We start from the raw sequence: 24988 nt of genomic DNA on the forward strand, positions 1-24988 counted from the left end.
AATTCCGGCAGGGAGCATAACGGCATAGCCTCTTCGGTCAAGTCCGCAAGGCGAATAAGGGCACAGAACAGCCGGGATTTCATGAAGGAACTGCTGCGCACCACCGATCCGGTCCGTCTGAGCTGGCTTCTCGCCCTGCTGACCGACGCGGGAATCGAGGGGATCGTGCTGGACACCCACACCAGCATCCTGGAGGGCTCCATCGGCGCCATCCCCCGCCGCCTGATGGTGGCGGAGGAGGATCATGCGGCCGCCTGCCGCCTGCTGCGCGACGCCGGGGAGGAGCTGGGGGCGTGACGATGGAAAGCGACGCGGCGTTCGACACGCTTCTCGACGGGCGCGTCCGCCTGCACCAGCCGCGGGCCGGCTACCGCGCCGCCATCGACCCGGTGCTGCTTGCCGCCTTCACCGCCGCCGGGGCGGGGGAGCGGGTGCTGGACGTCGGCACCGGCACCGGGGCGGCGGCGCTGTGCCTCGCCGCCCGCGTGCCGGGTGTCGTGGTCGTCGGGCTGGAGAAGCGGGCGGAGGCGGCGGCGTTTGCCCGGCGCAACGCCGCCCTCAACGGGCTGGAAAGCCGGGTGGGCGTCCTTGAGGGCGACCTGCTGGCCCCGCCGCCGGAGCTGGTTCCCGGAATCTTCGACCGGGTGATGATGAATCCGCCCTATCTGCGCGCCGGGGCGGCCAGCGTCCCGCCCGATCCCTGGAAAGCCGCGGCGAACGTGGAGGGGGAGGCGGGGCTGGCCGACTGGGTGCGCTTCGCCGCCGCGATGCTGAAGCCGCGCGGCACGCTGACCATGGTCCATCGGGCCGACCGGGTGGACGAGATCCTGGCCGCCCTGCACGGCGCCCGATTCGGCTCCCTGACGCTCGTCCCGCTCTGGCCGAAGGCGGGGGAGGAGGCGCGGCGCATCCTGCTGGCGGTGCAGAAGGGGGGGCGATCGCCGGCGCGATTCACCGCCGGGCTGGTGCTGCATGGCCCCGATGGTGCCTATGGCGGGCAGGCGCAGCGGATTCTGCGCGACATGGAACCGCTGATCGCTTAAGCCAACGCTTTCAATCCGGCGTCAGCGCCACCATTTCAACCGGCGATGAACATGACGAAGCTGCTCGCCAAACTCCCGTTCGGCCCCTGGCGCGACGCCGGGCCGATCGTGTCCGTCCTCCGCCTGTCCGGTGTCATCGGTCAGGCCGGAGCCTTCCGCCAGGGCCTGACCATGGCCAACATGGCCGGGCTGATCGAACGCGCCTTTGCGCCGAAGGGTCAGGCGGCGGTGGCGTTGGTCGTCAACTCGCCGGGCGGGTCGCCGGTGCAGTCGGCGCTGATCGCCAAGCGCATCCGCGACCTCGCCACTGAGAAGAAGGTTCCCGTCTTCGCCTTCTGCGAGGACGCGGCGGCGTCCGGCGGCTATTGGCTGGCCTGCGCCGCGGACGAGATCTGGGCGGACGAGAGCAGCATCCTGGGGTCCATCGGCGTGGTGTCCGCCGGCTTCGGCGCGCACGAGTTCATAGAGCGTTACGGCATCGAGCGGCGGCTCTACACCGCGGGCGACAAGAAGGTGATCCTCGACCCCTTCTCGCCGGAGCGGGAGGACGGGGTTGCCCATCTCAAGGCGATTCAGGTGGAGATCCACGACGCCTTCAAGGCGATGGTGCGCGACCGCCGCGGCGCCCGCCTGTCCGGAGCAGAGGAGGAGCTGTTCTCCGGCGCCTTCTGGGCGGGGCGGCGCGCGCTGGAACTGGGGCTGATCGACGGCATCGGCGACCTGCGCACCGTGCTGCGCGGCCGCTTCGGCGAGAAGGTCCGGCTGCGCGTGGTGCAGGAGGACCGGCGCTGGTTCCGCCGCATGGGCTTCCGCGTGGATGCGCCGGTGGGCACGGCGGCGTTGGACCGTCTTGCGGCGGACCTCCCCGCGGCGGCTCTGTCCGCCGTCGAGGAGCGCGCGCTCTGGTCGCGCTACGGCCTCTGAGTTTTCCGTTTCGTGGCCGCTGCGGGCCCCCACCCTAGCCCTCCCCCGCTATCGCAGGGGAGGGAACTCCGCCGCACGACCATCAATCCCCTCCCTTGCGCAGCGGGGGAGGGTCAGGGTGGGGGCCCGGTACGGGGACTCACTCCCTCTTACCGGGGCTCCAAACTCTCACTGGGTGACTTCACGCAGGCGTTCGGACGGCGGCGGGACCGGCTCGCCGGTGCGGCGGGCGTTCTCGATCCAGGCGGCGATGGCGTCGAGCGCCGCCGTGCTGGCGTCGGCGGGGGTGGCGCCGCCCGCGGTGCAGCCCGGCAGGTCGGGCACCTCGGCCACATAGCCGACACCCTGTTCCGGGGGCAGGGGGCGGACGATGACCGGATAGGCGCTGGCGTTCATGACGTTGCGTCTCCTCTGCGCACGGTTTTCATCCATTAGGTGCCGCTTCCGCTGCGGACGACAAGGATTCTTTGCGCTGGACGGGCGCTTCTTTCGAAGTTCGATCCATTTTCGATGCTTCAACCGTTCGAGGTGCGCTCGGGGTGAAGGCCGCTCTTGACCGGGCGGCCCCGCACCCCCTAATCCTCCTCCCATGTTCAGTCTCTCCAAGATCCTGTTCCTGGCCCTGGTGATCGGCGCCGTGTGGTTCGGCTGGCGCTGGTACAACCGCGTCGGCGCGGTCGGCCGGGAGCGCCTGCGCGAGCGGGAGCGTCGCGGCTCCGGAAAGCCCACCGCCACCAGCGGCGGCTCGCCCCAGGTGGGCGCTGAGGACATGGAGAAGTGCCCGGAATGCGGCGCCTACGTCGCCCCGCGCTCCGCCGTGGCCTGCGGCCGGCCGGTCTGCCCTTACGGTCGTTGAACCTTAAACCCAGGCGGGCGCTTGATTCCGGGGATTCCGCCGCGTATCGTGCGGCGCGTTTTTCCACACCAATCATAAGTGACCGCCGATGGCCTCCCCGAGCGGGTCTTCCCAAGACAGCCGCGGCCTGTCCTTTCAGGCCCTGATCCTCAAGCTCCACCAGTTCTGGTCGGAGCAGGGCTGCGTGATCCTCCAGCCCTACGACATGGAGGTGGGTGCGGGCACCTTCCACCCGGCGACGACGCTGCGCGCGCTTGGCCCGCAGCCGTGGAAGGCGGCCTATGTGCAGCCCTCGCGCCGCCCGAAGGATGGCCGCTACGGCGAGAATCCGAACCGGCTCCAGCATTATTACCAGTATCAGGTGATCCTGAAGCCCTCGCCGGCCAACCCGCAGGAGCTGTATCTGGAAAGCCTGAAGGTGCTGGGCATCGACCCGTCGCTGCACGACATCCGATTCGTCGAGGACGACTGGGAAAGCCCGACGCTGGGCGCCTGGGGCCTCGGCTGGGAGGTCTGGTGCGACGGCATGGAGGTCACCCAGTACACCTACTTCCAGCAGGTCGGCGGCATCGAGTGCGACCCCGTCGCGGTCGAGCTGACCTACGGGCTGGAGCGTCTGGCCATGTATGTGCAGGGCGTGGAGAACGTCTACGACCTGGACTTCAACGGCCAGGGTGTGAAGTACGGCGACGTGTTCAAGCGCGCCGAGGTCGAGTATTCGGCCCACAACTTCGAGCACGCCAACACCGACATGCTGCTTCAGCATTTCAAGGACGCCGAGGCGGAGTGCCAGTCGCTGATCGCCAAGGGCGTCGCGCTGCCGGCCTACGACCAGTGCATCAAGGCGTCGCACCTCTTCAACCTGCTGGACGCGCGCGGCGTCATCAGCGTCGTGGAGCGCGCCGCCTACATCGGCCGCGTGCGCGCGCTGGCGAAAGCCTGCTGCGAGGCGTGGATCGCCGGGGGGGCCAAGTAACATGTCGGTCAACATGCCCGAACTTCTGATCGAGTTCTTCTCCGAGGAAATTCCGGCGCGCATGCAGGCGCGCGCGGCGGACGACCTCAAGCGCCTCGTCACCGAGAAGCTGACCGCCAACGGCCTGACCTTCGCGTCGGCCGAGGCCCATTCCACTCCCCGCCGTCTCGCGCTGGTGATCGACGGCCTGCCCGAGCGCACCGCCGACGTCCGCGAGGAGAAGAAGGGGCCGCGCGTCGGTTCGCCCGAGCAGGCGGTCGCCGGCTTCCTGAAGTCCGCCGGCCTGACCAGCCTGGACCAGTGCGAGCAGCGCGACACCGGCAAGGGCGTCTTCTACTTCGCCGTGGCGGAGAAGAAGGGCCGCGCCACCGCCGAGGTGCTGGCCGAGATCATCCCGGCGGTCATGGGAGACTTCCCCTGGCCGAAGTCGATGCGCTGGGGCACCGGCACGGTGCGCTGGGTGCGCCCGCTGCACTCGATCATCGCGCTGTTCGGCGGCGCGGTGCTGGAGGGCTCCTTTGACCTGGGCGGCGCGCAGGGCAAGCTGGCCTTCGGCAACAGCACCCGCGGCCACCGCTTCCTGTCGCCGGACGCCTTCACTGTCGAGAGCTTCGCCGACTACAAGGCCAAGCTGCGCGCCGCCCACGTCGTGCTCGACCGCGCGGAGCGCAAGGCCAAGATCAAGGCCGACGCCGAGGCGCTCGCCGCGCAGGAGGGCCTGACCCTCTCCCCCGACGACGGGCTGCTGGAGGAGGTTGCCGGCCTCGTCGAATGGCCGGTCGCCCTGGTCGGCACCATCGACGAAAAGTTCATGGATGTGCCGTCGGAGGTCCTCATCACCTCCATGCGCACGCACCAGAAGTATTTCGCGCTGCTGGACAAGACCGGGACGATGGCGCCGCGCTTCGTCGTGGTCGCCAACACGGTGACGGCGGACGGCGGCAAGGCCATCGTCGCCGGCAACGAGCGCGTTCTGCGCGCCCGCCTGTCCGACGCCAAGTTCTTCTGGGACCAGGACCGCAAGACGAAGCTGGAAGACCGCGTGTCCAAGCTGGGCGCCATCACCTTCCATGCCAAGCTCGGCACGGTGGCGGAGAAGGTCACCCGCGTCCAGGTTCTGGCCGCGGAGATCGCCCGCGCCATCGGCGCCGATGCGGACGCCGCGACCCGTGCCGCCCTGCTGTCCAAGGCGGACCTCGTGACCGAGGTGGTCGGCGAGTTCCCCGAGGTCCAGGGCATCATGGGCCGCTACTACGCGCTGGGCGAGGGCGAGAACCCGGCGGTGGCCGAGGCCATCGCCGAGCATTACAAGCCGCTCGGGCCCTCCGACAGCTGCCCGACGGCGCCGGTGTCGGTCGCCGTGGCGCTGGCCGACAAGCTCGACACGCTGGTCGGCTTCTTCGCCATCGACGAGAAGCCCACGGGCTCCAAGGATCCTTATGCGCTGCGCCGCGCCGCGTTGGGCATCATCCGGCTGATCCTGGAGAACGGGCTGCGGCTGAACCTGACGCAGCTCTTCAAGGCCGCGCACGGCGCCTATTCGGTCGGTGGTTTCGCCGCCGCCGATGGCGTCGCCACCGACCTGATGGCCTTCTTCGCCGACCGTCTGAAGGTCACGCTGCGCGACCAGGGCGTGCGGCATGATCTGGTGGACGCGGTGTTCGCGCTGGGTGGCGAGGATGACCTCGTCCGTCTGCTGGCCCGCGTGAAGGCGCTCCAGACCTTCGTCGGGTCGGAGGAGGGGGCGAACCTGCTCGCCGCCTACAAGCGCGCCAGCAACATCGTCCGCATCGAGGAGAAGAAGGACGGTAAGTCCTACGACCAGCCGGTCGATCCGGCCCTGCTGACGCTCGCGGAGGAAAAGGACCTCTACGGCGCCCTGTCCGCTGCCGGCGAGACGGCCCGGCCGCTGCTGGCGAAGGAGGACTTCACCGGCACCATGGCGGCGCTGGCCCGCCTGCGCGGCCCGGTGGACGCCTTCTTCGACAAGGTGACGGTGAACGCCGAGCAGGCCGACCTGCGCGCCAACCGTCTGCGCCTGCTCAGCCAGATCCGGGCGACGCTGAACGCGGTCGCGGACTTCTCGCGCATCGAGGGATGACGGGGGAGGGGTGCCGTCGTGGTGCCCCCACCCTCCCACGCTTGCGCGTGGGCCCCTCCCTCCCCCGCTGCGCAGGGGATGGGGAGTTTCCAAAGTTCCCTCCCTTGCGCAGCGGGGGAGGGTCAGGGTGGGGGCCCGTCGCGGACACTCCCCACCACCCCAACAAAAAAGGGGCGCCCCAGCCGGGCGCCCCTTTCTCTTATCCCCGAACCCCTTACCGCGAGGCGCGGTTCGCGGCGCTGACCAGGGCGCGCAGCGAGGCTGTCACGATGTCCGCGTCCATGCCGACGCCGAACAGGGTGCGCTCGTCGTTGGTCTTCACCTCGACATAGGCGCAGGCCTGGGCGTCCTCACCCTCGCCGACGGCGTGCTCGCGGTAGTCAACCACATGCAGGTCGATGCCGGCCCCCTGGCGCAGCGCGTCCAGGAAGGCGTCGATCGGACCCTTGCCCGAGCCCTTCAGCGTGCTGACCACGCCGTCGCGCGACACCACCACGTTCAGGACGCGGGCACCGGAGTTCGGGCCGCGCGGCTCGGTCGAATGTTCGATCAGGGCCAGCGGGGCGTCGATGTCCAGATACTCGGCCTTGAAGGCGTTGTGGATGTCGGCGGGGGCCAGCTCCTTGCCGGTCTCGTCGGCGATGCGCTGCACCGTCTTGGAGAACTCGATCTGCAGGCGGCGCGGAATCTGGATGCCGTAATCCTTCTCCAGCACATAGGCGATGCCGCCCTTGCCCGACTGGCTGTTGATGCGGATCACCGCCTCGTAGCTGCGGCCCAGGTCCTGCGGGTCGATGGGCAGGTACGGAACCTCCCAGGTGCCGTGGTTGGACTTGGCCAGCGCCTTCAGGCCCTTGTTGATGGCGTCCTGGTGCGAGCCGGAGAAGGCCGTGAAGACCAGCTCGCCGGCGTAGGGGTGGCGCGGATGGACGGGCAGCTGCGTGCAGTACTCGGCGACGCGGACGATCTCGTTGATATCGTCGATGCGCAGCTCCGGATCGACGCCCTGGGTCAGCAGGTTCAGCGCCAGCGTGATGACGTCCACGTTGCCGGTGCGCTCGCCGTTGCCGAACAGCGTGCCTTCCACGCGGTCGGCGCCGGCCAGCATGCCCAGCTCCGCCGCCGCGACGCCGGTGCCGCGGTCGTTGTGCGGGTGCAGGGAGATGATCGCCGCGTCGCGGTTCTTCATGTTGCGGCAGAACCACTCGATCTGGTCGGCGTGGATGTTCGGGGTGGACATCTCCACCGTCGCCGGCAGGTTCAGGATGACCTTGTTGGCGGCGTCGGCGCCCCAGGTCTCCATCACCGCCTCGCAGATTTCCAGGGCGAACTCCAGCTCGGTCCCGGTGAAGCTCTCCGGCGAGTACTGCAGGACGATCTCGGTCTCCGGATGCTCGGCGGCCAGCTGCTTGATCAGCTTGGTGCCGGCGACGGCGATGTCGACGATGCCCTGGCGGTCCAGCCCGAAGACGACGCGGCGCTGCAGCTCCGAGGTCGAGTTGTACAGGTGGACGATGGCGCGCTTGGCGCCCTTGATGCCCTCGAAGGTGCGGCGGATCAGCTCCTCACGGGCCTGGGTCAGCACCTGGATGGTCACGCCATCGGGAATCTTGCCGCCCTCGATGATCTCGCGGCAGAAGTCGAAATCGGTCTGCGAGGCGGCGGGGAAGCCGATCTCGATCTCCTTGAAGCCCATCTTCAGCAGCGCGTCGAACATCGCGCGCTTGCGGTCCGGACCCATCGGCTCGATCAGCGCCTGGTTGCCGTCGCGCAGGTCCACCGAGCACCAGACCGGCGCCTTCTCGATGGTCCGGTTCGGCCACTGGCGGTCGGTCAGCTTCACCGGGGCGAAGGGGACGTACTTCTCGTGCTTGGCAGCAGAGGTCGCAGACGTGGCGGCGGGGGTGGCGATGTGGTTCATGACGCTTCGTGATCCCTTGGGAGCCCCGGTTTGTGCTGCGGGGCGTTGTCTCGTGTGGTGTGGGGACCGGCGGGACTACGGTCGCCGAGCTGCCGGGCGGCTCAGCGACCGTTCCTAAGTCGCAGCCCCGGCCCCAGCCGGGAGACACGCTTCACCCCGCAAGGGCGCGTGCCGAAAGGACGCGTGCAATAGGTGCTCATGGGAAAACAGACACTTCGACCAGGGAACAGGGCAGACGAACGCAGACGACCCGGACGCTCAAAGCGCCGGGGTGATAAGTCGCAGAAGGGCGTTCGTGTGGTCGATGCGAGTCATGGGCCACACTCTGCGCAGGCAGGCTTGCTCTGTCAAGCCACGATTCCATGAAATCTTCTTTCCCGGAACGGGGCTTCACGTGAAGAACAGGCGGTAGAGAACCGGCAGGAGAATGGCCGTGACCAGCCCGTTCAGCCCCATCCCCAACCCGGCGAACGCTCCCGCCACCTCGTTGACCTGGAGCGCGCGGGCGGTGCCGATGCCGTGGGCGGCCACCCCCAGGCCGAAGCCGCGCGCCCGCCAGTCCGTCACCCGGACGAGGTTCAGGACCCAGGTGCCGAAGGAGGCGGCGATGATCCCGGTCAGGATCACGAAGACCGCGGTGAGGGAGGGCAGGCCGCCGATCTGTTCCGACACGCCCATGGCGATGGGCGAGGTCACCGACTTCGGCGCCAGCGACAGCATCGTGCGCTCCGACGCGCCCAGCGCCCAGGCGATGCCCACCGCGCTCAAGGCCGACGCGGCGGAACCGGTCAGCAGGGCGACCAGCAGCGCCACGGCGGAGCGGCGGACCTGCTGGAACTGGCGGTAGAGCGGGACCGCCAGAGCCACCGTGGCGGGGCCGAGCAGGAAATGCACGAATTGCGCGCCGTCGAAATAGGTGCGGTAGTCGATCCCTGCCACCATCAGCGTCGCGGCGATCAGCAGCACCGCGATCATCACCGGGTTCAGCGCGGGCCGCCGGCCGAACCGCTCGAACACCCACATTCCCGCCTGATAGGCGGCCAGCGTCAGGGTCAGGCCGGCGAGCGGGCTGGCCGACAGATAGACCCAGATCTCGTGGAAATCGGGGCTCACGGCGCGTCCTCCCCATTGCCGGTTTCGGCGTCGGGACCGCGGCGGCTCAGCACGCTCATCACCCAGGCGGTCAGCGCGACGCCGATCAGCGTGCTGCCCAGCAGGGCGGCGGCGATGGGCAGGGCCTCCGCCTCCAGCCGGTTCAGGTGCGCCATCACCCCGACGCCCGCCGGAACGAAGAGAAGCGACAGGTGGCGCAGGATGCCGCCCGCCGTCTCCTGCAGCGGCTCCGGCACGCCGCCGCGGACCAGCAGGCCGGCGAACAGCAGGACCATGCCGAGCACCGGCCCCGGCACGGGCAGATGCAGCAGGCGGGCGGTCAGTTCCCCCGCCAGCTGGCAGGAGAGAAGAAGGGTCAGGGTGCCGAGCATCGGCAGACTCCGGGCTTTTCGGGGAGGTGGCCGCAGCCTAATCCCGGAGCCTGCCGTGGGGGGAGAGGATATGCCCTACCGCGCCAGCAGTTGAGCCTTGAGCCAGTCGCGCACCTCGCGGCAGACGGCCTCGGCGGTCTCGTCCAGACAATGGCCGGCGCCGGGCATCAGGACCAGCTTCTTCGGCTCGCGCGCCATGCGGTGGACGTGGATGGAGCACATCGGCGTCAGCACCTCGTCGGCCTCGCCATGGACCAGCAACACCGGGCAGCTGAGGTCCGCCACCGCGTCGGTGCCCAGCCCCTGAGTCGCCAGCGTCACCACCGTGCAGACCGCGCCGCGGTTGGAGGCCGCAGCCTGGATCGCCACCGCCCCACCGAAGGAATGGCCGACCAGGGCGACATGGTGGATGCCCATCCGGCCCAGGAAGGTCAGGCCGCACAGCGAGTCATAGACCGCCTCGTCCAGCGCGCGGGGGTTGCGGTAGCGGACGCGCAGCGAGGCGATGCCGTCGGGCCTGAGATCGTCCGCCAGCCGCGGATAGAGCCCGTGGGCCGGCGAGTCGAAGCCGCCGCCGACGCCCCCCAACCAGATGACGCCCAGCGTTCCCGCCGCCTTGTGCCCGTCTGGGTGGCCATCGGGGGCGGCGTAGAGGCGGGCGTCCACGGTGCCGCGGTCGGTGTCCAGGCGCACGGGGGCGAACCCCTCGTCCACGGTGTCACCGATCTGCGCCGACAGGAGCGGCATGGGTGTTCTCCGGCTTGCCAAGGTCTTGCGGGAGTTAACAGGTCACCGGGCATCTCTGTTGCTTCGGAACCTCGCCGCACCGTCTCCGGTTGTGCCGAGAGACGGTTCGCGACACGGACCCCGCGATCAGGGCCGCGCGCAACGCCCCGCAGCGCCAAGGGCCGCCAATCCGACAAACCACACCGGGAGAAACCCCATGTCCCGCAGCAACCGCGACACCGAGCAGGAAAAGCACCAGTCCGGCGGCGCCGGAAAGGCCGCCAAGTCCGGCCATGAGGACCCGGCCAAGGCCGCCGGCAACAAGCCCGGCCAGAATCAGTCCAGCGGGCAGGGGCGCGAGCGCGGCTCGGGCTCCGGCGGGTCCCGCGGCGCGTCCGACGAGCAGCGCAAGCGGGACGGCTGACCGCCGCCGTTTCCGCGACGAACCCCCGGCCCGGCTGTTGGCGTCGGGCAAAGCCGTGCAACTGAAAAGAAGTGCGACACATGCTCAAACAGATTTCGGTCGATACCGTGAAGCAGGCCGCCGACCTTGCGTACGAGGCCGTGGCCGACCGTCAGCGTTTCCTCGCGGGAATGCGCAACATCGACCTCGGGGAACAGACCAGCGAGCGCGGTTCGCGGAACCCGACCGATCTCGACGCCCTCAGCATCCTGTCCTCCGACGCCAGCGGCGCGCTGAGCCAGTTGAACCGGATGCTGGAGGACCTGACCCCCGAACAGCGGATGGAACTGCGCGCGGTCATGTTCGTCGGGCGCGGCGATTTCGCCGGAAACCAGTGGGACCGCGCGCTGGACGAGGCCGGGCGGGCCCCGGACGCCACCCACTACACCGACATCGCGGAGCGCATCGACCTGCACCGCGACCTGATGAAGGGGCTGTACGAGTTGGACCTGCTGAAGAAGAAGGACGGGCAATGACCAGGGGCCGGGACGGCGGGCGGCGCCTGGAGGGCTCCGCCGGGACGCTCGAACGCTGGGCCGCCATCCTCGGCGGCACGGCGCTGGGCTTCGCCGGGGCGCGGCGGGGAAGCTGGGCGCTGGGCGCGCTCGGCGGCGGGCTGTTCCTCGCCGGGGCGGCGGGGGTTCCGCTGTCCAGCCCGCTGCGGCAGGCGGCGCTGCCGGCGATGCGCCGGGAGCCGACGACCACCCAGGCGAACGTCACCATCGCGGTCCCGGCCGAGAAGCTGTTCCGCCACTGGCGCAACGTCCGCCATCTGGCGGCGCTGTTCCCCCACCTCGACGCCGTGGAGATCCTGTCCGACACGGAAAGCCGCTGGAAGGCCCATGGCCCCGGCGGCGTTCCGGTGGTCTGGAACAGCCGGCTCGACAAGATCCGGGAAAACGAGCTCATCACCTGGCACACGCTGGAGGGGGCCGACCTGCCGCACCGCGGCACCGTCCTGTTCCGCCCGGCGCCGGGCGGGCGCGGGACGGAGGTCAGCCTGACGCTGGCCTACCACCCGCCGGGCGGTGTCGGCGGAAACGCCGTGTCCCGCCTGTTCGGGGCCGCGCCGGAACAGCAGGCGCGCGAGGCGCTGCGCCGCCTGAAACGGATCATGGAGGTCGGCGAGCTTCCCACCATCAAGGGCCAACCGAGCGGGCGGGCCGAGCGGGGTCGGGTGACGTCCAAACTGCGCGAGGTGACGGGATGAGGGCGCTCTGCTGGAACGGCGTGAACGACCTGCGGGTGGAGCGGGTGCCGGACCCAACGATCCTCGGTCCGCAGGACGCGATCATCAAGGTCAGCCTGTCCTCGGTCTGCGGATCGGACCTGCATCTGATCGGCGGCTACGTCCCCACCATGCGGGCCGGCGACATCATCGGCCATGAATTCCTGGGCGAGGTCGTCGAGAAGGGACCGGAGGTGACGCGGCTGAACCGCGGCGATCGGGTGATCACCGTGTCGATCATCGGCTGCGGCAAATGCTGGCACTGCCAGCACGAGGAGTTCTCGCTCTGCGACAACTCCAACCCGCAACCGGCCTTCGAGGAGGCGGCCTATGGGCACTGCACCGCCGGCATCTTCGGCTACAGCCACGCCTTCGGCGGCTACGCCGGAAGCCACGCCGAATACATCCGCGTCCCCTTCGCCGACACCAACTGCTTCCGCGTGCCGGAGGGGGTGACGGACGAGCAGGCGGTCTTCGTCTCCGACGCCGTGCCGACCGGCTACATGGCCGCCGACATGGGCAACATCAAGCCGGGCGACGTGGTGGCCGTGTGGGGCTGCGGCGGCGTCGGCCAGATGGCGATGAAGAGCGCCTTCCTGATGGGGGCGGAGCGGGTGATCGGCATCGATCGTTTCCCCGACCGGTTGCGCGCCGCCCAGATGAAGGCGGGGGCGGAGACGCTGGATTACAGCCGCGTCGATATCTACGACGCCCTGCTGGCGATGACTGGGGGGCGTGGCCCGGACGTCTGCATCGACGCGGTGGGCATGGAAGCGGACAGCGGCGCCTCGGCCATCGAGGATCTGTACGACCGCAGCAAGCAGGCCCTGCGGCTGGAGAACGACCGGCCCGCCGTCCTGCGCCAGATGATCCAGTGCTGCCGCAAGGGCGGCACCCTGTCCATCGTCGGCGTCTATGGCGGTCTCATCGACAAGTTCCCCATGGGAGCGGCGATGAACAAGGCGCTGACCTTCCGCATGGGGCAGCAGCACGGCCAGCGCTATGTCAAACGCCTGTTCGAGCACATCGAAAAGGGCGATCTCGATCCCGCCTACCTGCTGACCCACAAATGGGCGTTGGACGACGCGCCCCGGGGGTACCGCATGTTCAAGGAGAAGGCCGACGACTGCATGCGGGTCGTCTTCGCGCCGTGACGGCGGGCCAAAACAAGGGATGGAAGGCCATGAAGATCGTCTACGCCTACCCGGCGGAGAAGGGGCGCGGCGTCGAGGCGGAGATCGTCGGAGGCTTGCGCGACCGCTGCGGCCACGTCGTCCAGACCGCACGCGAGGAGCGCGACGCGGAGCGCGGCAGCGCCGTCGATGTCATCGTCACGCTGGAACTGGACGATGCCCAGCAGGACACCGCCCTCAACAGGCTGCGCGCCCACCCCGCGGTGATCGACGCGGCGGCGGAGAGCTTCGGGGAACGGGTGTAGGCCCCGTTCAACGGAGGCGGGATGGCCTGCCGCGGAGTCGCCCGAAGGGCGGGTGACGAAGACCGTCCACAACATCTCGTGGCGCTCCCCTCGGTGACGCCGCAGATGTTCGCCACCACCCCCGCCGCTCATGGGACGAAGCCGGTCGGCGCCTGTTGGGGCGATGGTCGAAACAGTGCGGTGAGAACATCCCGTGTCGAGTCCTCCCGATGCAGCGCACGCCGGCGGTTCGGCCTTCGCCGTCCGCCGTTGCCCCATAGGCGTCGAACCGGCGCCCGGCGACCGGGTGCTGGCGCGGGTCTGGGCGCCCGCCTGCCGTGGCGTCCGCCTGCTGGTCGGGCCGGAGGAGCGCGCGGTGGCGCTGGACGCGGAGGGTGACGGCTATTTCTCCGCGATGGTCGAAGGGGTGCCGGTGGGCAGCCTCTACCGGTTCCAGCTCGATGGCGGCCCGGCCTTCCCCGACCCGGCGTCCCGCTTCCAGCCCGACGGGCCGGAGGGGCCGTCGCAGGTGGTGGATGCGTCCGCCTTCGCCTGGACCGACACCGGCTGGGCGGGATGCGGCCTGCGCGGGCAAGTGGTCTATGAGATGCACATCGGCACCTTCACGCCGGAGGGGACCTGGGCGGCGGCGGCGCGCGAACTGCCAAGTCTGGCGGAACTGGGGGTGACGGTCCTCGAACTGATGCCGGTGGCCGAGTTTCCCGGCCGCTTCGGCTGGGGCTACGACGGGGTGGACCTGTTCGCCCCGACCCGGCTCTACGGCGGACCGGACGACATGCGGGGCTTCGTGGACCGCGCCCACGCGCTCGGCCTCGCGGTGATCCTCGACGTGGTCTACAACCACCTCGGCCCCAGCGGGAATTTCCTGTCCCGCTTCTCCCCGGACTACTTCACCAACCGCTACAAGAACGAGTGGGGGGACGCGCTCAACTTCGACGGCCCGAACTGCGGCCCGGTGCGGGAGTTCTTCCGGGCGAACGCCGCCTTCTGGATCGACGAGTATCATCTGGACGGGCTGCGGTTGGACGCCACCCAGCAAATCTTCGACCGCTCCACCCCGCACATCATCCAGGAGTTCGGGCAGGCCGTCCGCCAAGCGGCGCGCGGGCGCGGCACCCTGCTGATCGGGGAGAACGAACCCCAGCTGGCCACCATGGCGACACCGGTGGAGCGGGGCGGCTGCGGGCTGGACGCCCTGTGGAACGACGATTTCCACCATACGGCCCGGGTCGCGCTGACCGGGCGGAACGAGGCCTACTACACCGACTACCGCGGCACGCCGCAGGAACTGCTGTCGGCCGTCAAGCACGGCTTCCTCTACCAGGGGCAATGGTACCGCTGGCAGGGCAAGCGGCGGGGCTTGCCGGCCCATGGGATGCCGCGCCCGGCCTTCGTCACCTTCCTCCAGAACCACGACCAGATCGCCAATTCGGGCCGCGGCCAGCGGATCCACGCCCTGACCACGCCGGGGCGCTTCCGGGCGCTGACCGCGCTGACGCTGCTGGGTCCCGGCACGCCGATGCTGTTCCAAGGGCAGGAGTTCGCGGCGAGCGCGCCCTTCTACTACTTCGCCGACCACGAACCCGATCTGGCCGCCAAGGTGGAGACGGGGCGGGCGGAGTTCCTGTCCCAGTTTCCCAGCCTCGCCACCCCCGCCATGCGCGCCCATCTGACGCGTCCGCAGGACGAGGAGACCTTCCGGCGTTGCAAGCTCGACCACGCGGAGCGGGAGACCCACGCCGAGGTCTGGGCGTTGCACCGCGACCTTCTGCGCCTGCGCCGCGAGGATCCGGTGTTCCGCGCCCAGGGCGACGGCGGGCTGGACGGTGCGGTGCTGGGCCAAGAGGCGTTCGTCCTGCGCTTTTATGGAGAGGACGGGGACGACCGGCTGCTGCTGGTCAATCTGGGCCGCGACCTGCGGTTGGACATCCTGCCGGAACCGCTGCTGGCGCCGCCGGTTGCCAGGGATTGGACACCCCTGTGGTCCAGCGAGGACCCCCGCTACGGCGGCTGCGGCATCGCCCCTCTGGAAACCCCGGACGGTGGCTGGCGGCTTCCCGGCCACGCGGCGGTCGTCCTGGCCGGCACGGACGTTGTTCCGGACCAGGAACGGGGCGAAGGCAACGGCACGAGCGCTCAGGAGACCCATGGCTGATTTCATCCGCAAGATCACCCGCGACGCCCTGCGATCCGCGCCGGACGCTGCGTTGTCCCGCGAATGGCTGGTCGCCAACGGGCTGGGCGGCTACGCCTCCTCCTCCCTGTCGGGGGCGGTGACGCGGCGCTATCACGGACTTCTGGTGGCGGCGTTGCCGGCGCCGCTGGGCCGGGTGGTGATGCTGAGCCAGCTCAACGACGTGCTGATCGAGCGCGACGGGACCGAGCGGCGGCTGACCGGCCACAACCCGCAGGCGGACCAATGGCCCGACCCGAACTACCCGTCGGACGTTGCCCCCTCCGGTCTCGCCGAGTTCCGCATGGAATCCGGCCTGCCGGTCTGGCGCTACGAGATCGGCGACGTGGTGATCGAAAAGCAGATCGTGCTGCCGCACCTGCAGAACATCGTCCACGTCACCTACCGGGTGGTGAAGGCGCCGCAGCCGATTTGCCTGCGGCTTCGCCCGGTGATGGCCTTCCGCAAGCTGGAATCCGCGGTGGACGAGCCGTTGGCGCGCGACTACCGCGTCACCGCCCGTGGCCACGAGTATGAGATATGGGCCGGGCCGGAACTGCCCGTGCTGCGCATGACCATCGAGGGGGCGGAGCTTCCCCTGACGCTGGACGGCGGGGCGCGGCGCGACATCGTCTATCCGGTGGAGGCGGAGCGCGGCTATGAATCGCGCGGCTCGCTGTGGACGCCCGGCTATTTCAGCGGTCCCCTCAGCCAGGGCCAGACGCTGAGCTTCGTCGCGGCGACCGAGCCGTGGCAGCGGCTGTGGGCGTTGCCGCCCGCCGACGTCCTGCGCTTCGAGAAGGAGCGGCGGCGGCGCATCGTCGGGACGGCCCATCCGTCGCTGCGCGAGGGGGCAATGGCGGAGCTGGTGCTGTCGGCGGACAGCTTCCTGTTCGTGCCGGCGGGCCGCGTCGCCGACCAGATGCGCGCCCGCGCCGAGGGCGACGAGGTGCGCACGGTGATCGCCGGCTACCACTGGTTCACCGACTGGGGCCGCGACACCATGATCAGCCTGGAGGGGTTGACCCTGACCACCGGGCGCCACATGGAGGCCGGCTGGATCCTGCGCACCTTCGCGCACTACATCCGCGACGGGCTGATTCCCAACATGTTCCCCGACGGCAAGGACGAGGGGCTGTACCACACCGCCGACGCCACCCTGTGGTTCTTCCACGCGCTGAACCGCTACGTCCAGGCGACCGGAGACCGGCACACGCTGCAACTGCTGCTGCCCCGGCTGGTCGAGGTGATCGACCATCACCGGCGCGGCACCCGCTTCGGCATCGCCGTGGACCCGGGCGACGGGCTGCTGCGCCAGGGGCGGGAGGGCTACCAGCTCACCTGGATGGACGCGAAGGTCGAGGACTGGGTGGTCACGCCGCGCCGGGGCAAGGCGGTGGAGATCAACGCGCTGTGGTACAACGCGCTGTGCCTGACCGCCGGCTGGCTGACCGAGGAGGGGGACGCCCAGGCCGCCCGCCCGCTGGCGGAGCTGGCGGAGCAGGCCCGCGTTTCCTTCAACGCGCGCTTCTGGTGCGCCCACGCCGGGCACCTCTACGATGTGGTGGACGGGGAGCGGGGGGACGACGACGCCTGCCGGCCCAACCAGATCTTCGCCGTCTCGCTCGACAACCCGGTGCTCGACCGCTCCCGCTGGGAGCCGGTGGTGGAGACGGTGCGGCAGCGGCTGCTGACCCCGGTCGGGCTGCGCTCGCTGGCGCCGGGGCAGCGCGACTACAAGCCGAAATACTTCGGCGATCTGCGCGCCCGCGACGCCGCCTACCACCAGGGCACGGTCTGGGGGTGGCTGATCGGTCCCTATGTCGATGCGTGGCTGAAGCTGCATCCGGAGGAAAAGGCGGGGGCGCGGGAGCTGCTCCAGGGCTTCCTGCCGCATCTCGATCAGGCAGGAATCGGGACCATCTCCGAGATCTTCGACGCCGAGCCGCCCTTCAGCCCGCGCGGCTGCATCTCGCAGGCCTGGAGCGTGGCGGAGGTCCTGCGCTGCTGGGCGGCAACGGCGGAAGATCGATGATCCTGATGCCATCGTCATACCGCCTATGAAAAGCGTCATAAGAAGTTGTGGCGAGATGGTGAAAAAACCTGTCCGGTTACTGAAAAGAAAACTGCGACTCCGGAAAATTGTGAATCGATAACCGCGCTATAACATCGGCGAAACCCACATTTTGTTGAAGGTTTCTGCCGCCCGTGCCTATCATTGGTAGCGGGTCGATAAGAAAACGGACGAACACACGGCCGTGTGACTGACCCGCGCAGGATGATGACGGGAGGGGTCATGCTGGCACTGCTGTCGAAGCCCATGCGCCAGACGGTCGATTGGGACCGCTTGAGCCGGCGGATTCTGGACCAGGGCGCGCAGGCCTGCTGGGTGGTGGATCGCGAACTGGTGACCGTCGGCGTCAACCCGGCGCTCTGTGCGTTGCTCGGTTACCGGGCGGGGGAACTGGTTGGCACCCATCTTCTGGCCTATGTGGCCGAGGAAAGCCGGAACGTCCTGGAGCGGCAGGCGGCGATCCGTGATCTGACGCCGCACCGCAGCTACGACGTTACCCTGATCCGCTCCGACGGAACGCCGCTCCGCGCGATCTTCAACGACTCCCGGCTGGATGGCGATGCCGACTCGGACGGCGGGCCGTCCCCGGGCTACTGCATCTTCGTCACCGACATCACCCGTCGCAGCGAGGAGGAGGCGCAGCGCGCCCTGCGGGTGGACCAGCTGGCGGACGCGGTCGCGCGCATGAACCGCTTTCTGGGGCAGATCTGCCAGGAACTGAAGGACCCGCTGAGCGCGATCCTCGGCGCCACCCAGATGATCTCCTCCGACGTGGCGTCGCCCGATCCGGCCGGCGGCAGCCCCACCCCGGGGACCGCGCATCTGGGGGCCTACGCGGCGCTGTGCAGCGACGCCGGGCGGCAGATGATGCGGACCATCGAGAACCTGTCGCTGTGGTCCCGCCTGCAGCTGAATCAGGTGCCGCTCGAGCTGCGCGTCTATGAGCTGGGCGGCCTGCTCCAGGACGTGCTGGAGGAACTGGCGCCACGCGCCCGCGCCCGCGACATCCTGATCGTCAACCGCATCGTCGCCACCCCGGTGCTGGGCGACCTGTCCGCGCTGAACACGGTGCTGAAACATCTGATCGAGAACGCGGTGCGCTTCTCACCCTCGGGAAGCATGGTCATGCTGTCGGCCGCCCTGACGGACGGGCGGGTGACCGTGCGTGTCCAGGACAACGGGCTGGGCATCCCGGAGGAGCTTCAGCCCCATCTGTTCCGCATCGATCCGCACCACGCCGCGCCCGGCGCCGACGGGGAGGTGGGGAGCGGCCTCGGCCTGCTGATCTGCAAGGCTCTGGTCGAGCGCATGGGCGGCGGCATTCGTGTTTTCAGCAAGCCGGGCGGTGGAACCGCGGTCACGGTGACCCTGACCCCGGGAGGAAACGCCGGATTGTAACACCAGCGAACGGATGGTTGGGCAAACCAACGCCATCGGCCGGAGGAGGGGCGGTGGGATCGGGGTGCCCCATGCGGGGGATTCGGACATTCAGTTGTCAACAGGGCACAGACCCGCGCGAAATCGCCGCGCCGGGAGTCCGGCATCAGAATCCGATTGACAGGCGTGAGCGCTGCAACACCCCCCTCAATTCTGGAAAGGCAATGCATTTCAATGGTTTGTGTGACATGCCCAAAATTTGGGCAATTCGCGCTATGGCCTTGTCGCGCTTGACTCGAATCGGGAAAAGCCGGCCCTTGTCAACACAGTTATCCACAGACTCTGTGGAGAGCCTAAGCGGGAGGTGAGGGCGCCGGCCTCCGGCCCATAACCTTTGGCGGGAGGCCCGTCCAATCAGAATAAGTACTTCAGATTTTAGGCTTCGCGCGTTTTTGCCGCTATAGTGGTCGCGCCTCATCCCGCCGTATTGCTCCAAATCAACCGGCCTTGGATGAGTGATGACGGGAGGGGTGCCCATGCTGGATGTCTATGGGACGTCTTGCCCGGCGGCGCGTCCGCGATGGTCGTGGCGCGCGGCGGCCGGTGAGCCACGGTGCCGACGCGTGCAAGGATTTGCCGGTCCGGCCTTGACGGCGGTGATGCTGTCCGCGTTGATCCTCCATCTCCTGCTGACGCTTGCCGCTCATTTGGGCGGGGCCGACATGGCCGGGGTGCTGGCGGTGGCGGTGGGCATGGCGGCGGTGCTGGTGGTCTTGCTTCCCTTTGCCCTGCTGTGTGTCCGGCGGGCTCAGGAAGCGCTGGCGGCCGGATCGGATCGTCGCGGGAGGACGGCCTCGCCGCAAGGTTGAAGCGCCGCCGGTCGCGGAAATCCCGGTTGCCCCCTTTTGTAAGTCCGCGCATAAAGTGATGACGCCGTGGCGATGGACGGCGCTGTTCGGCGGGGGCGGTGCATGGGGTTGTTCGATTTTCTGAAAGTGACCGTCAAGGACGAGAAGAAGGCGGCGCCGCGCCGGCCCAACGCGTCCGCCGGCCCGTCGAACGTGATCGAGTTCGACGGCAAGAGCTTCCCCTTGGCCGGGGTCAGCCACAAAGGCTTCGTGGCGACCGGCTTCGACGGGTCCCTGATCCCCAGCCAGACCGCGCGCATCACGCTGCGGGTCGACGACGCCTATGGCAAATTCAGCTTCGCCGCCACCGTGACCATCGAGGAGGTCAAGGGCGGATCGGTGTCCGGTGCCTGGAACATGCTGCCGCCGGAGGTCGAGGCGACCATCCGCAAGTACCTACAGATCCGCAAGCAGAAGACCGGAAAGTAAGGGGCACGGTCTCGACCGGGCGACCGCCGTTCAGTTGGCGGTGCGGAGCGTCGCGTCGCCGGCTTTCCCCACGGCCTTGACAGTGGCGTTCGCCCCGCCGTTCACCAAGGTCGGGGCCATGGCCGTGGCCGGCGTGGCGATCTGGTGCATCCGCTCGATCCATTCCGACAGGGTGACGAACTCGCAGCCCTTCGCGCGCATCGCGGCGATCACGCGGGGCAGGGCGTTGAGGGTGGACGGGTAGGTGGAGTGCAGCAGAAGCACGCTGCCGGTTCCCGCCTCGGTCTTCACATGCTGCACGATGCGGTCGGGGTCGCGGACCTGCCAGTCACGGGTGTCCACCGTCCACAGGACCGGGCTCATGCTTTCCTCGCGGGCGATGGCCAGAAGGTCCGGCGTGTAGCGCCCATAGGGCGGCCGGAACAGCACCGGGTTGGCGCCGAATCCGCGCAGGATGCGGTTGGCCTCGGCGATCTCGTGGCGCTGCGCCTCGGGGTCCATGGCGCGCAGGTCGGCGTGCGTCAGGCTGTGGTTGCCGATCTCGTGCCCGGCGGCGATGAAGTCGCGGATCACCTCGCCCTGGTTCTCGGCGACGCTGGCGACCGGAAAATAGGTCGCGGGGATCTTTTCGCGGTTCAGCACGTCCAGGATCTGGCGGGTGACCACCCGGTGCGGCCCGTCGTCGAAGGTGAGGGCGCACAGGTTCCAGCCCTCCTCCTTCAGCGTCGCCGGCATGACGTCGAGCGCCGTGTCGGGAATCACCGCGCCCAGCCGGCCCTTGCGGCGCACCGACTTCTCGATGGCGGCCATGGTCCGGGCGGCTTCCGGGGGGTAGGTGATCGCGACGTCGGCCTTGACGTCCCCGCCAGGGCGGGGCGGGGCGAGTTGCGCGCTGTCGGCGGGCGGCCTGATCTCCGGTGCTTGGGGCGATGCCTGAGACGGCGCGGGCAGGGGAGGCGCGGGCGGCGGCGCGGAGGGGGGCGAGTCGAGGACGAGGCAGCCGAAACCGGCGCCGAGCATGCGGCGGCACAGCGCCGTCACGTCCAGCCCCACCGGGGCAGTGGCCCGCAGGGCGACGCCCTCACCCTGGCGCCGCGCGTCGAGTGGAACGACCGCCGGGCTGAGGCCGTCCGCCAGATCGGGGGAACGGCGGCGCAGGCTGTCCCACGCCCACCAGGCATCCCCTTCCCTTTGGAAGAGGCCGAGTTGCAGCAGCGACGGCCCATCGGCGGCGCGGGCGACGCCATCCGGAAGGGCAATCACCATCCCCGCGGCCAGCGGCAACGCGAACAGGGAGGTGCGGAAGCGGCGCATGCCCGTGAGAAGGGAGGACGTGAGGGAGCGTCCGTGTTCAGGCCGGTTCACACGTTTCTCCTCCGGATCGTCGCCGTCGTCGAATACCACCCCTTCGGGATTAATTCAAACGGCGCGGTCTCCGTTGGTTTGCCCGCTCCGATCATCCCTTCGGGAGGAACCTTCCGTGTTCCGGCGCGGTTGACGGGGAGCGCGCCCGGCCCAAAGGCCCCATCCCGCAGCGGGGTGGCGGGGGCGGCGCGGAACAAGAACGGACAGGAGGCAGCCCGGATGGCGGATGATTTGGAAAGCCGGATCAGAGCGCGCGCTCACCAGATCTGGGAGCGTGAAGGCCGTCCGGAGGATCGCGCCAAAGACCATTGGAAACTGGCGAGCGAGGAAATCGCCATCGAGGACAATTACCGGGACACCTTGCGCCCGAATCCGGCGCGCGGTCCCGACGACACCGCGGAACGGACCGAGCCGGTCGAACCCGTGCTGAGCATGGAGAGCCAGGGCGAGATGCCCGGCATCGCCGACCAGGGCGAGGAATTCCGCATTCCCGGCCAGGCCCGCGACTCCTGACGGCGGCTCCCACCGCTTTCCTCACGTCGTGCTTAGAGAGGACCCCCATGGACACGAACCTGGAAATCGCCTTCCACAACATGGACTCCCAGCCGGAGCTGGAGGCCTACATCCGCGAACGGGCGGAGAAGACGGAAAAGCTGTTCGACCGGCTGGTCGGCATGCGGGTCGCCGTGGAAGCCCAGCACCGCCAGCACAAGACCGGCAACGTCTTCGACGTCCATATCGAGCTGATGGTGCCGGGCCAGGACATCGTGGTCAGCCGCAAGCCGAACAAGGCGAAGGAGCGCTACGCCAACCCCGACGCCCGCACCTCGATCCGCGACGCCTTCGAAGCCGCGGAGCGGCAGTTGAAGGAGTACAAGGACAAGATGCGCCGCGACGTGAAGGTCCATGATCCGGAGCAACCCGGCCGCGTTTCGCAACTCAACCCGACCGAGGATCACGGCTTCATCACAACCAACACCGGGACGCAGCTCTATTTCCACCGGAACAGCTGCCTGAACGTCGACATGGACCAGCTCAAGACCGGCGATCCGGTGAAGTATGTGGAAACCACGGGCGACACCGGCCCGACCGCCTCCAAGGTCTGGCGGGCATCCGGGTCCGACACCGAATTGCGGGCCACCTGACGAGAAAGCCCCCGCCGATCGGCGGGGGCTTTTTCTTGGAACGGATTTTTTTGGGTTCAGGCTCTCTGGGCCGGGGGCATCGGGTCGGCCGAGGTCGGACCGCTCGGGTCCGGTGCCGCGGCGGGGACGGGGTCCTCGTTCAGGTCGTAGATGTCCGGATGCAGGCGGACGGCGTCGCGGTCGTCCACCGTCGCGGTCCAGTAGACGAAGCGCACCGGCACCGGCTGGGACAGCTTGATCCACTGCGGCTCCTGCCGGTCCAGCATGCGGTCGAGCCGCGCCGTCGAGACATGCTCGGTCGCCAGAAGCGCCTCGGCCATGCCGCGCGCGTCCTCCAGGCGGACGCAACCGGAGCTGACGGTGCGGATCTCGCGATCGAACAGCCGCGGCTCGTTAGTGCCGTGCAGATAGATGTTGTAGGGGTTGGTCATGTTGAACCGGTACCGGCCCAGCGCGTTGTGGTCGCCCGGCTGCTGGACGATCCGCACGCGGCGCGGCGAAACGTTGCGCCAGTCCACGACGCCCGGCTCGACCGGGGCGCCGTCCAGATAGACCACCGCGTTGGCGATGCCCGGCGTGCCCTTGGCCCGCAGCAGAGGCAGCTTGTCCTCCTTCAGGACGGTCGGCGGCACGGTCCAGGTCGGGTTGACGATGACGTGGGTGATCTGGTCCTGGAGCAGCGGCGTCTCGCGCGACGGGCGCCCGACGATGGACCGCATGGTCAGCGCTTCCTCCCCGTCGCGGACCAGCGTTGTGGTCTGGCTGGGCAGGTTCACCAGGATCACGGTGTCCGGCGCGGTGTCGCGGAAGGCGCGCATGGACAGCGCGCTGCGCCGCATCTGGGCGGCGGCCTCCTGCGGGCTGCGGTCCAGCGCCACCCGCGTGCCGCCGCCGACCAGCCCGTCGACCTTCATGCGCTGGCTGAACTGGAAGGCGCGCACCGCGGTGTCCACCTGCTCGTCGAACAGGTCGCCGCGCCGCGCCGCGTCGAGAAATCCCAGTTCCGCCAGCCTTTGGGTCAGCCGCTCGACGCGCTCGCCACTGGTTCCCTTCTTCAGGAGTGGTCCGGACCCGATGCGGGTGACGGGGCGCTCCGCCTCCGCCTCCAGCAGCGTGGCGGCGGCGTCCAGCCGGTCGGCCCAGCCGGTCAGCGTGTCGCCGTAGGGGGCCGCCTCGGCGGCGGCCGGGCTTGCGGCCGTACCGGCGATCACGGACAGCGCCAGCGTCAGCGCGGCCAGGACCGGCGCCGGGCGGCGTCGTTGGTCGGTAAGCGTCTGGGATGTGTGCATGATCCGTCCTCGGCTGGCAGGTGGTCCGATCCCCTGTCCTTTCTATCGAATGTAGTACGTGGAGCCCCGTCCGGCGAGGCGGGGACGCGCGTTCCAGGGGTCGGGAAATCGGCGTACGGCCTCCGGCCAGGGGGCAACCAGTGCGGGTGAGGGCGCCGAGGGCCGATTTGTGACCGATTCGGGCCATTTTCGGGTTGATCCCGGCCAAGCCCTAGCCTATAGGGAATAGTCGTTCGCTATGACCACAATATTTTGGTCCTATCCGAACAATCCCTAGGGGGCCGTCCGGCGCTGGAACGGTGCGGCCCGACCACCAAAATGCATAGGGAGTGATGCTTTTGGGGAGTGACGACCGTGCCGCGCCGATGAATGGGCGCGAGACTGGCCGCCGTGGGTTTCTGACCTTCGCCGCCGCGACCCTGACCGCCTTGGCCGTTCCGGTCCTGGTGCCCGCCGTGCCGGCCCTTGCGGCCCCCCTGGCCGGCGGCGTCCGCCGTCTGGCCCTGCACAACATCAACACCAACGAACAGTTCAGCGGCGTCTATTGGGCCGATGGCGCCTACCGACCGGACGCGCTGAAGAGGCTGGACGTGCTGCTGCGCGATCATCGGGCCAAGCAGGTCGGCCGCTACGACCCGCGCCTGTTCGACGTGCTGGCCCGCCTGCGCCAGACGCTGGACAGCGACGAGCCCTTCCGGGTCATCTGCGGCTACCGCTCGCGCCGCACCAACGCCATGGCCCGCCGCCGCTCGCGCGGGGTGGCGAAGGAAAGCTACCACACCCGCGGCATGGCCATCGACGTGATGCTGCCGGATGTCGAGTTGAAGGCCATCGCCACCGCGGCCCGCGGCATGGAGGCCGGCGGCGTCGGCTATTACCCGCGCAGCGGCTTCGTGCACATCGACACCGGGCCGGTCCGCACCTGGTGACCTGCAGGCCCATGGTGGGATGACGCGTCGTCACAGGCGTCATAGGCGGACTTGCCGTACGCCCTGCTCCCGGCGCCTGCCCAGTCGGTAGGCACCCCGGAACCATGGCCCGACGCGCCGGTTGCTCCAATCGGAATTC

General features: G+C 69.2%; 26 protein-coding genes. 19 read left to right on the plus strand and 7 right to left on the minus strand.

From position 1 onward, the window contains the following. The first annotated feature begins 81 nt into the window (after positions 1 to 81). The 3 genes from Sp245p_RS05015 to Sp245p_RS05025 are packed head-to-tail and all read left to right on the plus strand — an operon-like array spanning position 82 to position 1967. On the plus strand, positions 82 to 297 hold the full coding sequence (locus Sp245p_RS05015) for a putative signal transducing protein (RefSeq protein WP_014241194.1): 216 nt from the start codon (positions 82 to 84) through the stop codon (positions 295 to 297). A 2-nt stretch (positions 298 to 299) separates the two neighbouring features. Then, positions 300 to 1043: a tRNA1(Val) (adenine(37)-N6)-methyltransferase gene (locus Sp245p_RS05020; RefSeq protein WP_041811186.1), complete on the plus strand. Its 744-nt coding sequence runs from the start codon at positions 300 to 302 to the stop codon at positions 1041 to 1043. A 51-nt stretch (positions 1044 to 1094) separates the two neighbouring features. After that, positions 1095 to 1967, plus strand: coding sequence for a S49 family peptidase (locus tag Sp245p_RS05025; RefSeq protein WP_244439315.1), 873 nt, complete (start codon positions 1095 to 1097; stop codon positions 1965 to 1967). A gap of 168 nt (positions 1968 to 2135) precedes the next feature. Here Sp245p_RS05025 and Sp245p_RS05030 read toward each other — a convergent pair whose 3' ends face one another. Further along, positions 2136 to 2363, minus strand: a complete 228-nt coding sequence (locus Sp245p_RS05030; RefSeq protein ID WP_014241191.1) for a type II toxin-antitoxin system HicB family antitoxin — start codon at positions 2361 to 2363, stop codon at positions 2136 to 2138. A 193-nt stretch (positions 2364 to 2556) separates the two neighbouring features. Between Sp245p_RS05030 and Sp245p_RS05035 the strand changes: the two genes are divergently transcribed. The 3 genes from Sp245p_RS05035 to glyS all read left to right on the plus strand — a co-directional run bounded on the left by Sp245p_RS05035 (position 2557) and on the right by glyS (position 5900). Further along, the gene (locus tag Sp245p_RS05035; protein ID WP_014241190.1) at positions 2557 to 2823 is read left to right on the plus strand and encodes a hypothetical protein; all 267 of its coding nucleotides are present in this window, start codon (positions 2557 to 2559) and stop codon (positions 2821 to 2823) included. Positions 2824 to 2911: 88 nt separating this feature from the next. After that, positions 2912 to 3799 carry a glycine--tRNA ligase subunit alpha gene (locus tag Sp245p_RS05040; protein WP_014241189.1) on the plus strand — a complete coding sequence of 296 codons (888 nt, stop codon included), beginning with the start codon at positions 2912 to 2914 and terminating at the stop codon, positions 3797 to 3799. Between the two features lie 13 nt (positions 3800 to 3812). Beyond that, positions 3813 to 5900: a glycine--tRNA ligase subunit beta gene (glyS, locus tag Sp245p_RS05045; protein ID WP_041811940.1), complete on the plus strand. Its 2088-nt coding sequence runs from the start codon at positions 3813 to 3815 to the stop codon at positions 5898 to 5900. 214 nt (positions 5901 to 6114) lie between these two features. On the opposite strand, the gene leuA is transcribed toward glyS, so the two are convergent. From leuA to Sp245p_RS05065, 4 genes are all read right to left on the minus strand, one after another. After that, positions 6115 to 7821, minus strand: coding sequence for a 2-isopropylmalate synthase (gene leuA / locus Sp245p_RS05050; RefSeq protein ID WP_014241187.1), 1707 nt, complete (start codon positions 7819 to 7821; stop codon positions 6115 to 6117). A gap of 390 nt (positions 7822 to 8211) precedes the next feature. Further along, positions 8212 to 8934, minus strand: coding sequence for an LrgB family protein (locus Sp245p_RS05055; protein ID WP_014241185.1), 723 nt, complete (start codon positions 8932 to 8934; stop codon positions 8212 to 8214). Further along, entirely contained in the window at positions 8931 to 9305 is a 375-nt protein-coding gene (locus tag Sp245p_RS05060) for a CidA/LrgA family protein (protein WP_014241184.1), read from the minus strand. The genes Sp245p_RS05055 and Sp245p_RS05060 overlap by 4 nt, the downstream gene beginning before the upstream one ends. A 75-nt stretch (positions 9306 to 9380) precedes the next feature. Further along, positions 9381 to 10052: an alpha/beta hydrolase gene (locus tag Sp245p_RS05065; RefSeq protein ID WP_014241183.1), complete on the minus strand. Its 672-nt coding sequence runs from the start codon at positions 10050 to 10052 to the stop codon at positions 9381 to 9383. Positions 10053 to 10248: 196 nt separating this feature from the next. On the opposite strand from Sp245p_RS05065, the gene Sp245p_RS05070 reads away from it, so the two are divergent. The 10 genes from Sp245p_RS05070 (at position 10249) to Sp245p_RS05115 (ending at position 20121) form a co-directional block, all read left to right on the plus strand. Next, on the plus strand, positions 10249 to 10455 hold the full coding sequence (locus Sp245p_RS05070) for a hypothetical protein (RefSeq protein WP_014241182.1): 207 nt from the start codon (positions 10249 to 10251) through the stop codon (positions 10453 to 10455). A gap of 80 nt (positions 10456 to 10535) precedes the next feature. Next, the gene (locus Sp245p_RS05075; protein WP_038526583.1) at positions 10536 to 10970 is read left to right on the plus strand and encodes a DUF3775 domain-containing protein; all 435 of its coding nucleotides are present in this window, start codon (positions 10536 to 10538) and stop codon (positions 10968 to 10970) included. Further along, positions 10967 to 11704 (plus strand): SRPBCC family protein, encoded by a 738-nt coding sequence (locus Sp245p_RS05080; protein WP_014241180.1) that lies wholly within the window; start codon positions 10967 to 10969, stop codon positions 11702 to 11704. Before Sp245p_RS05075 ends, Sp245p_RS05080 begins: the two co-directional genes overlap by 4 nt. Next, positions 11701 to 12876, plus strand: a complete 1176-nt coding sequence (locus tag Sp245p_RS05085) for a zinc-dependent alcohol dehydrogenase (protein WP_014241179.1) — start codon at positions 11701 to 11703, stop codon at positions 12874 to 12876. Before Sp245p_RS05080 ends, Sp245p_RS05085 begins: the two co-directional genes overlap by 4 nt. A 29-nt stretch (positions 12877 to 12905) precedes the next feature. Next, entirely contained in the window at positions 12906 to 13160 is a 255-nt protein-coding gene (locus Sp245p_RS05090) for a hypothetical protein (protein ID WP_014241178.1), read from the plus strand. A gap of 193 nt (positions 13161 to 13353) precedes the next feature. Next, positions 13354 to 15315, plus strand: a complete 1962-nt coding sequence (treZ, locus tag Sp245p_RS05095; RefSeq protein WP_211101760.1) for a malto-oligosyltrehalose trehalohydrolase — start codon at positions 13354 to 13356, stop codon at positions 15313 to 15315. Further along, a complete protein-coding gene (locus Sp245p_RS05100; RefSeq protein WP_014241177.1) occupies positions 15308 to 17368 on the plus strand; it encodes an amylo-alpha-1,6-glucosidase in 2061 nt (686 codons plus the stop codon). The genes treZ and Sp245p_RS05100 overlap by 8 nt, the downstream gene beginning before the upstream one ends. A gap of 261 nt (positions 17369 to 17629) precedes the next feature. Beyond that, positions 17630 to 18805: a PAS domain-containing sensor histidine kinase gene (locus Sp245p_RS05105; protein ID WP_014241176.1), complete on the plus strand. Its 1176-nt coding sequence runs from the start codon at positions 17630 to 17632 to the stop codon at positions 18803 to 18805. Positions 18806 to 19320: 515 nt separating this feature from the next. Next, a complete protein-coding gene (locus Sp245p_RS05110; protein WP_014241174.1) occupies positions 19321 to 19653 on the plus strand; it encodes a hypothetical protein in 333 nt (110 codons plus the stop codon). Between the two features lie 102 nt (positions 19654 to 19755). Beyond that, positions 19756 to 20121 (plus strand): hypothetical protein, encoded by a 366-nt coding sequence (locus Sp245p_RS05115; protein WP_014241173.1) that lies wholly within the window; start codon positions 19756 to 19758, stop codon positions 20119 to 20121. A gap of 30 nt (positions 20122 to 20151) precedes the next feature. Here the strand turns inward: Sp245p_RS05115 and Sp245p_RS05120 are convergent, their stop codons facing one another. Further along, positions 20152 to 21486: a polysaccharide deacetylase family protein gene (locus Sp245p_RS05120; protein WP_244439313.1), complete on the minus strand. Its 1335-nt coding sequence runs from the start codon at positions 21484 to 21486 to the stop codon at positions 20152 to 20154. Positions 21487 to 21705: 219 nt separating this feature from the next. Between Sp245p_RS05120 and Sp245p_RS05125 the strand changes: the two genes are divergently transcribed. Further along, positions 21706 to 21999, plus strand: a complete 294-nt coding sequence (locus Sp245p_RS05125; RefSeq protein ID WP_014241171.1) for a DUF2934 domain-containing protein — start codon at positions 21706 to 21708, stop codon at positions 21997 to 21999. A 47-nt stretch (positions 22000 to 22046) separates the two neighbouring features. Continuing rightward, positions 22047 to 22631 (plus strand): HPF/RaiA family ribosome-associated protein, encoded by a 585-nt coding sequence (locus Sp245p_RS05130; RefSeq protein WP_014241170.1) that lies wholly within the window; start codon positions 22047 to 22049, stop codon positions 22629 to 22631. A 56-nt stretch (positions 22632 to 22687) separates the two neighbouring features. Here the strand turns inward: Sp245p_RS05130 and Sp245p_RS05135 are convergent, their stop codons facing one another. Further along, entirely contained in the window at positions 22688 to 23920 is a 1233-nt protein-coding gene (locus Sp245p_RS05135; RefSeq protein WP_014241169.1) for a L,D-transpeptidase family protein, read from the minus strand. A 332-nt stretch (positions 23921 to 24252) separates the two neighbouring features. Here Sp245p_RS05135 and mepK point away from each other — a divergent pair, with 332 nt between their 5' ends. Continuing rightward, positions 24253 to 24849, plus strand: a complete 597-nt coding sequence (gene mepK, locus Sp245p_RS05140; RefSeq protein ID WP_052584290.1) for a peptidoglycan L,D-endopeptidase MepK — start codon at positions 24253 to 24255, stop codon at positions 24847 to 24849. Positions 24850 to 24988 lie beyond the last annotated feature (139 nt).

The organism is Azospirillum baldaniorum, assembly GCF_003119195.2.
GTDB lineage: Bacteria > Pseudomonadota > Alphaproteobacteria > Azospirillales > Azospirillaceae > Azospirillum > Azospirillum baldaniorum.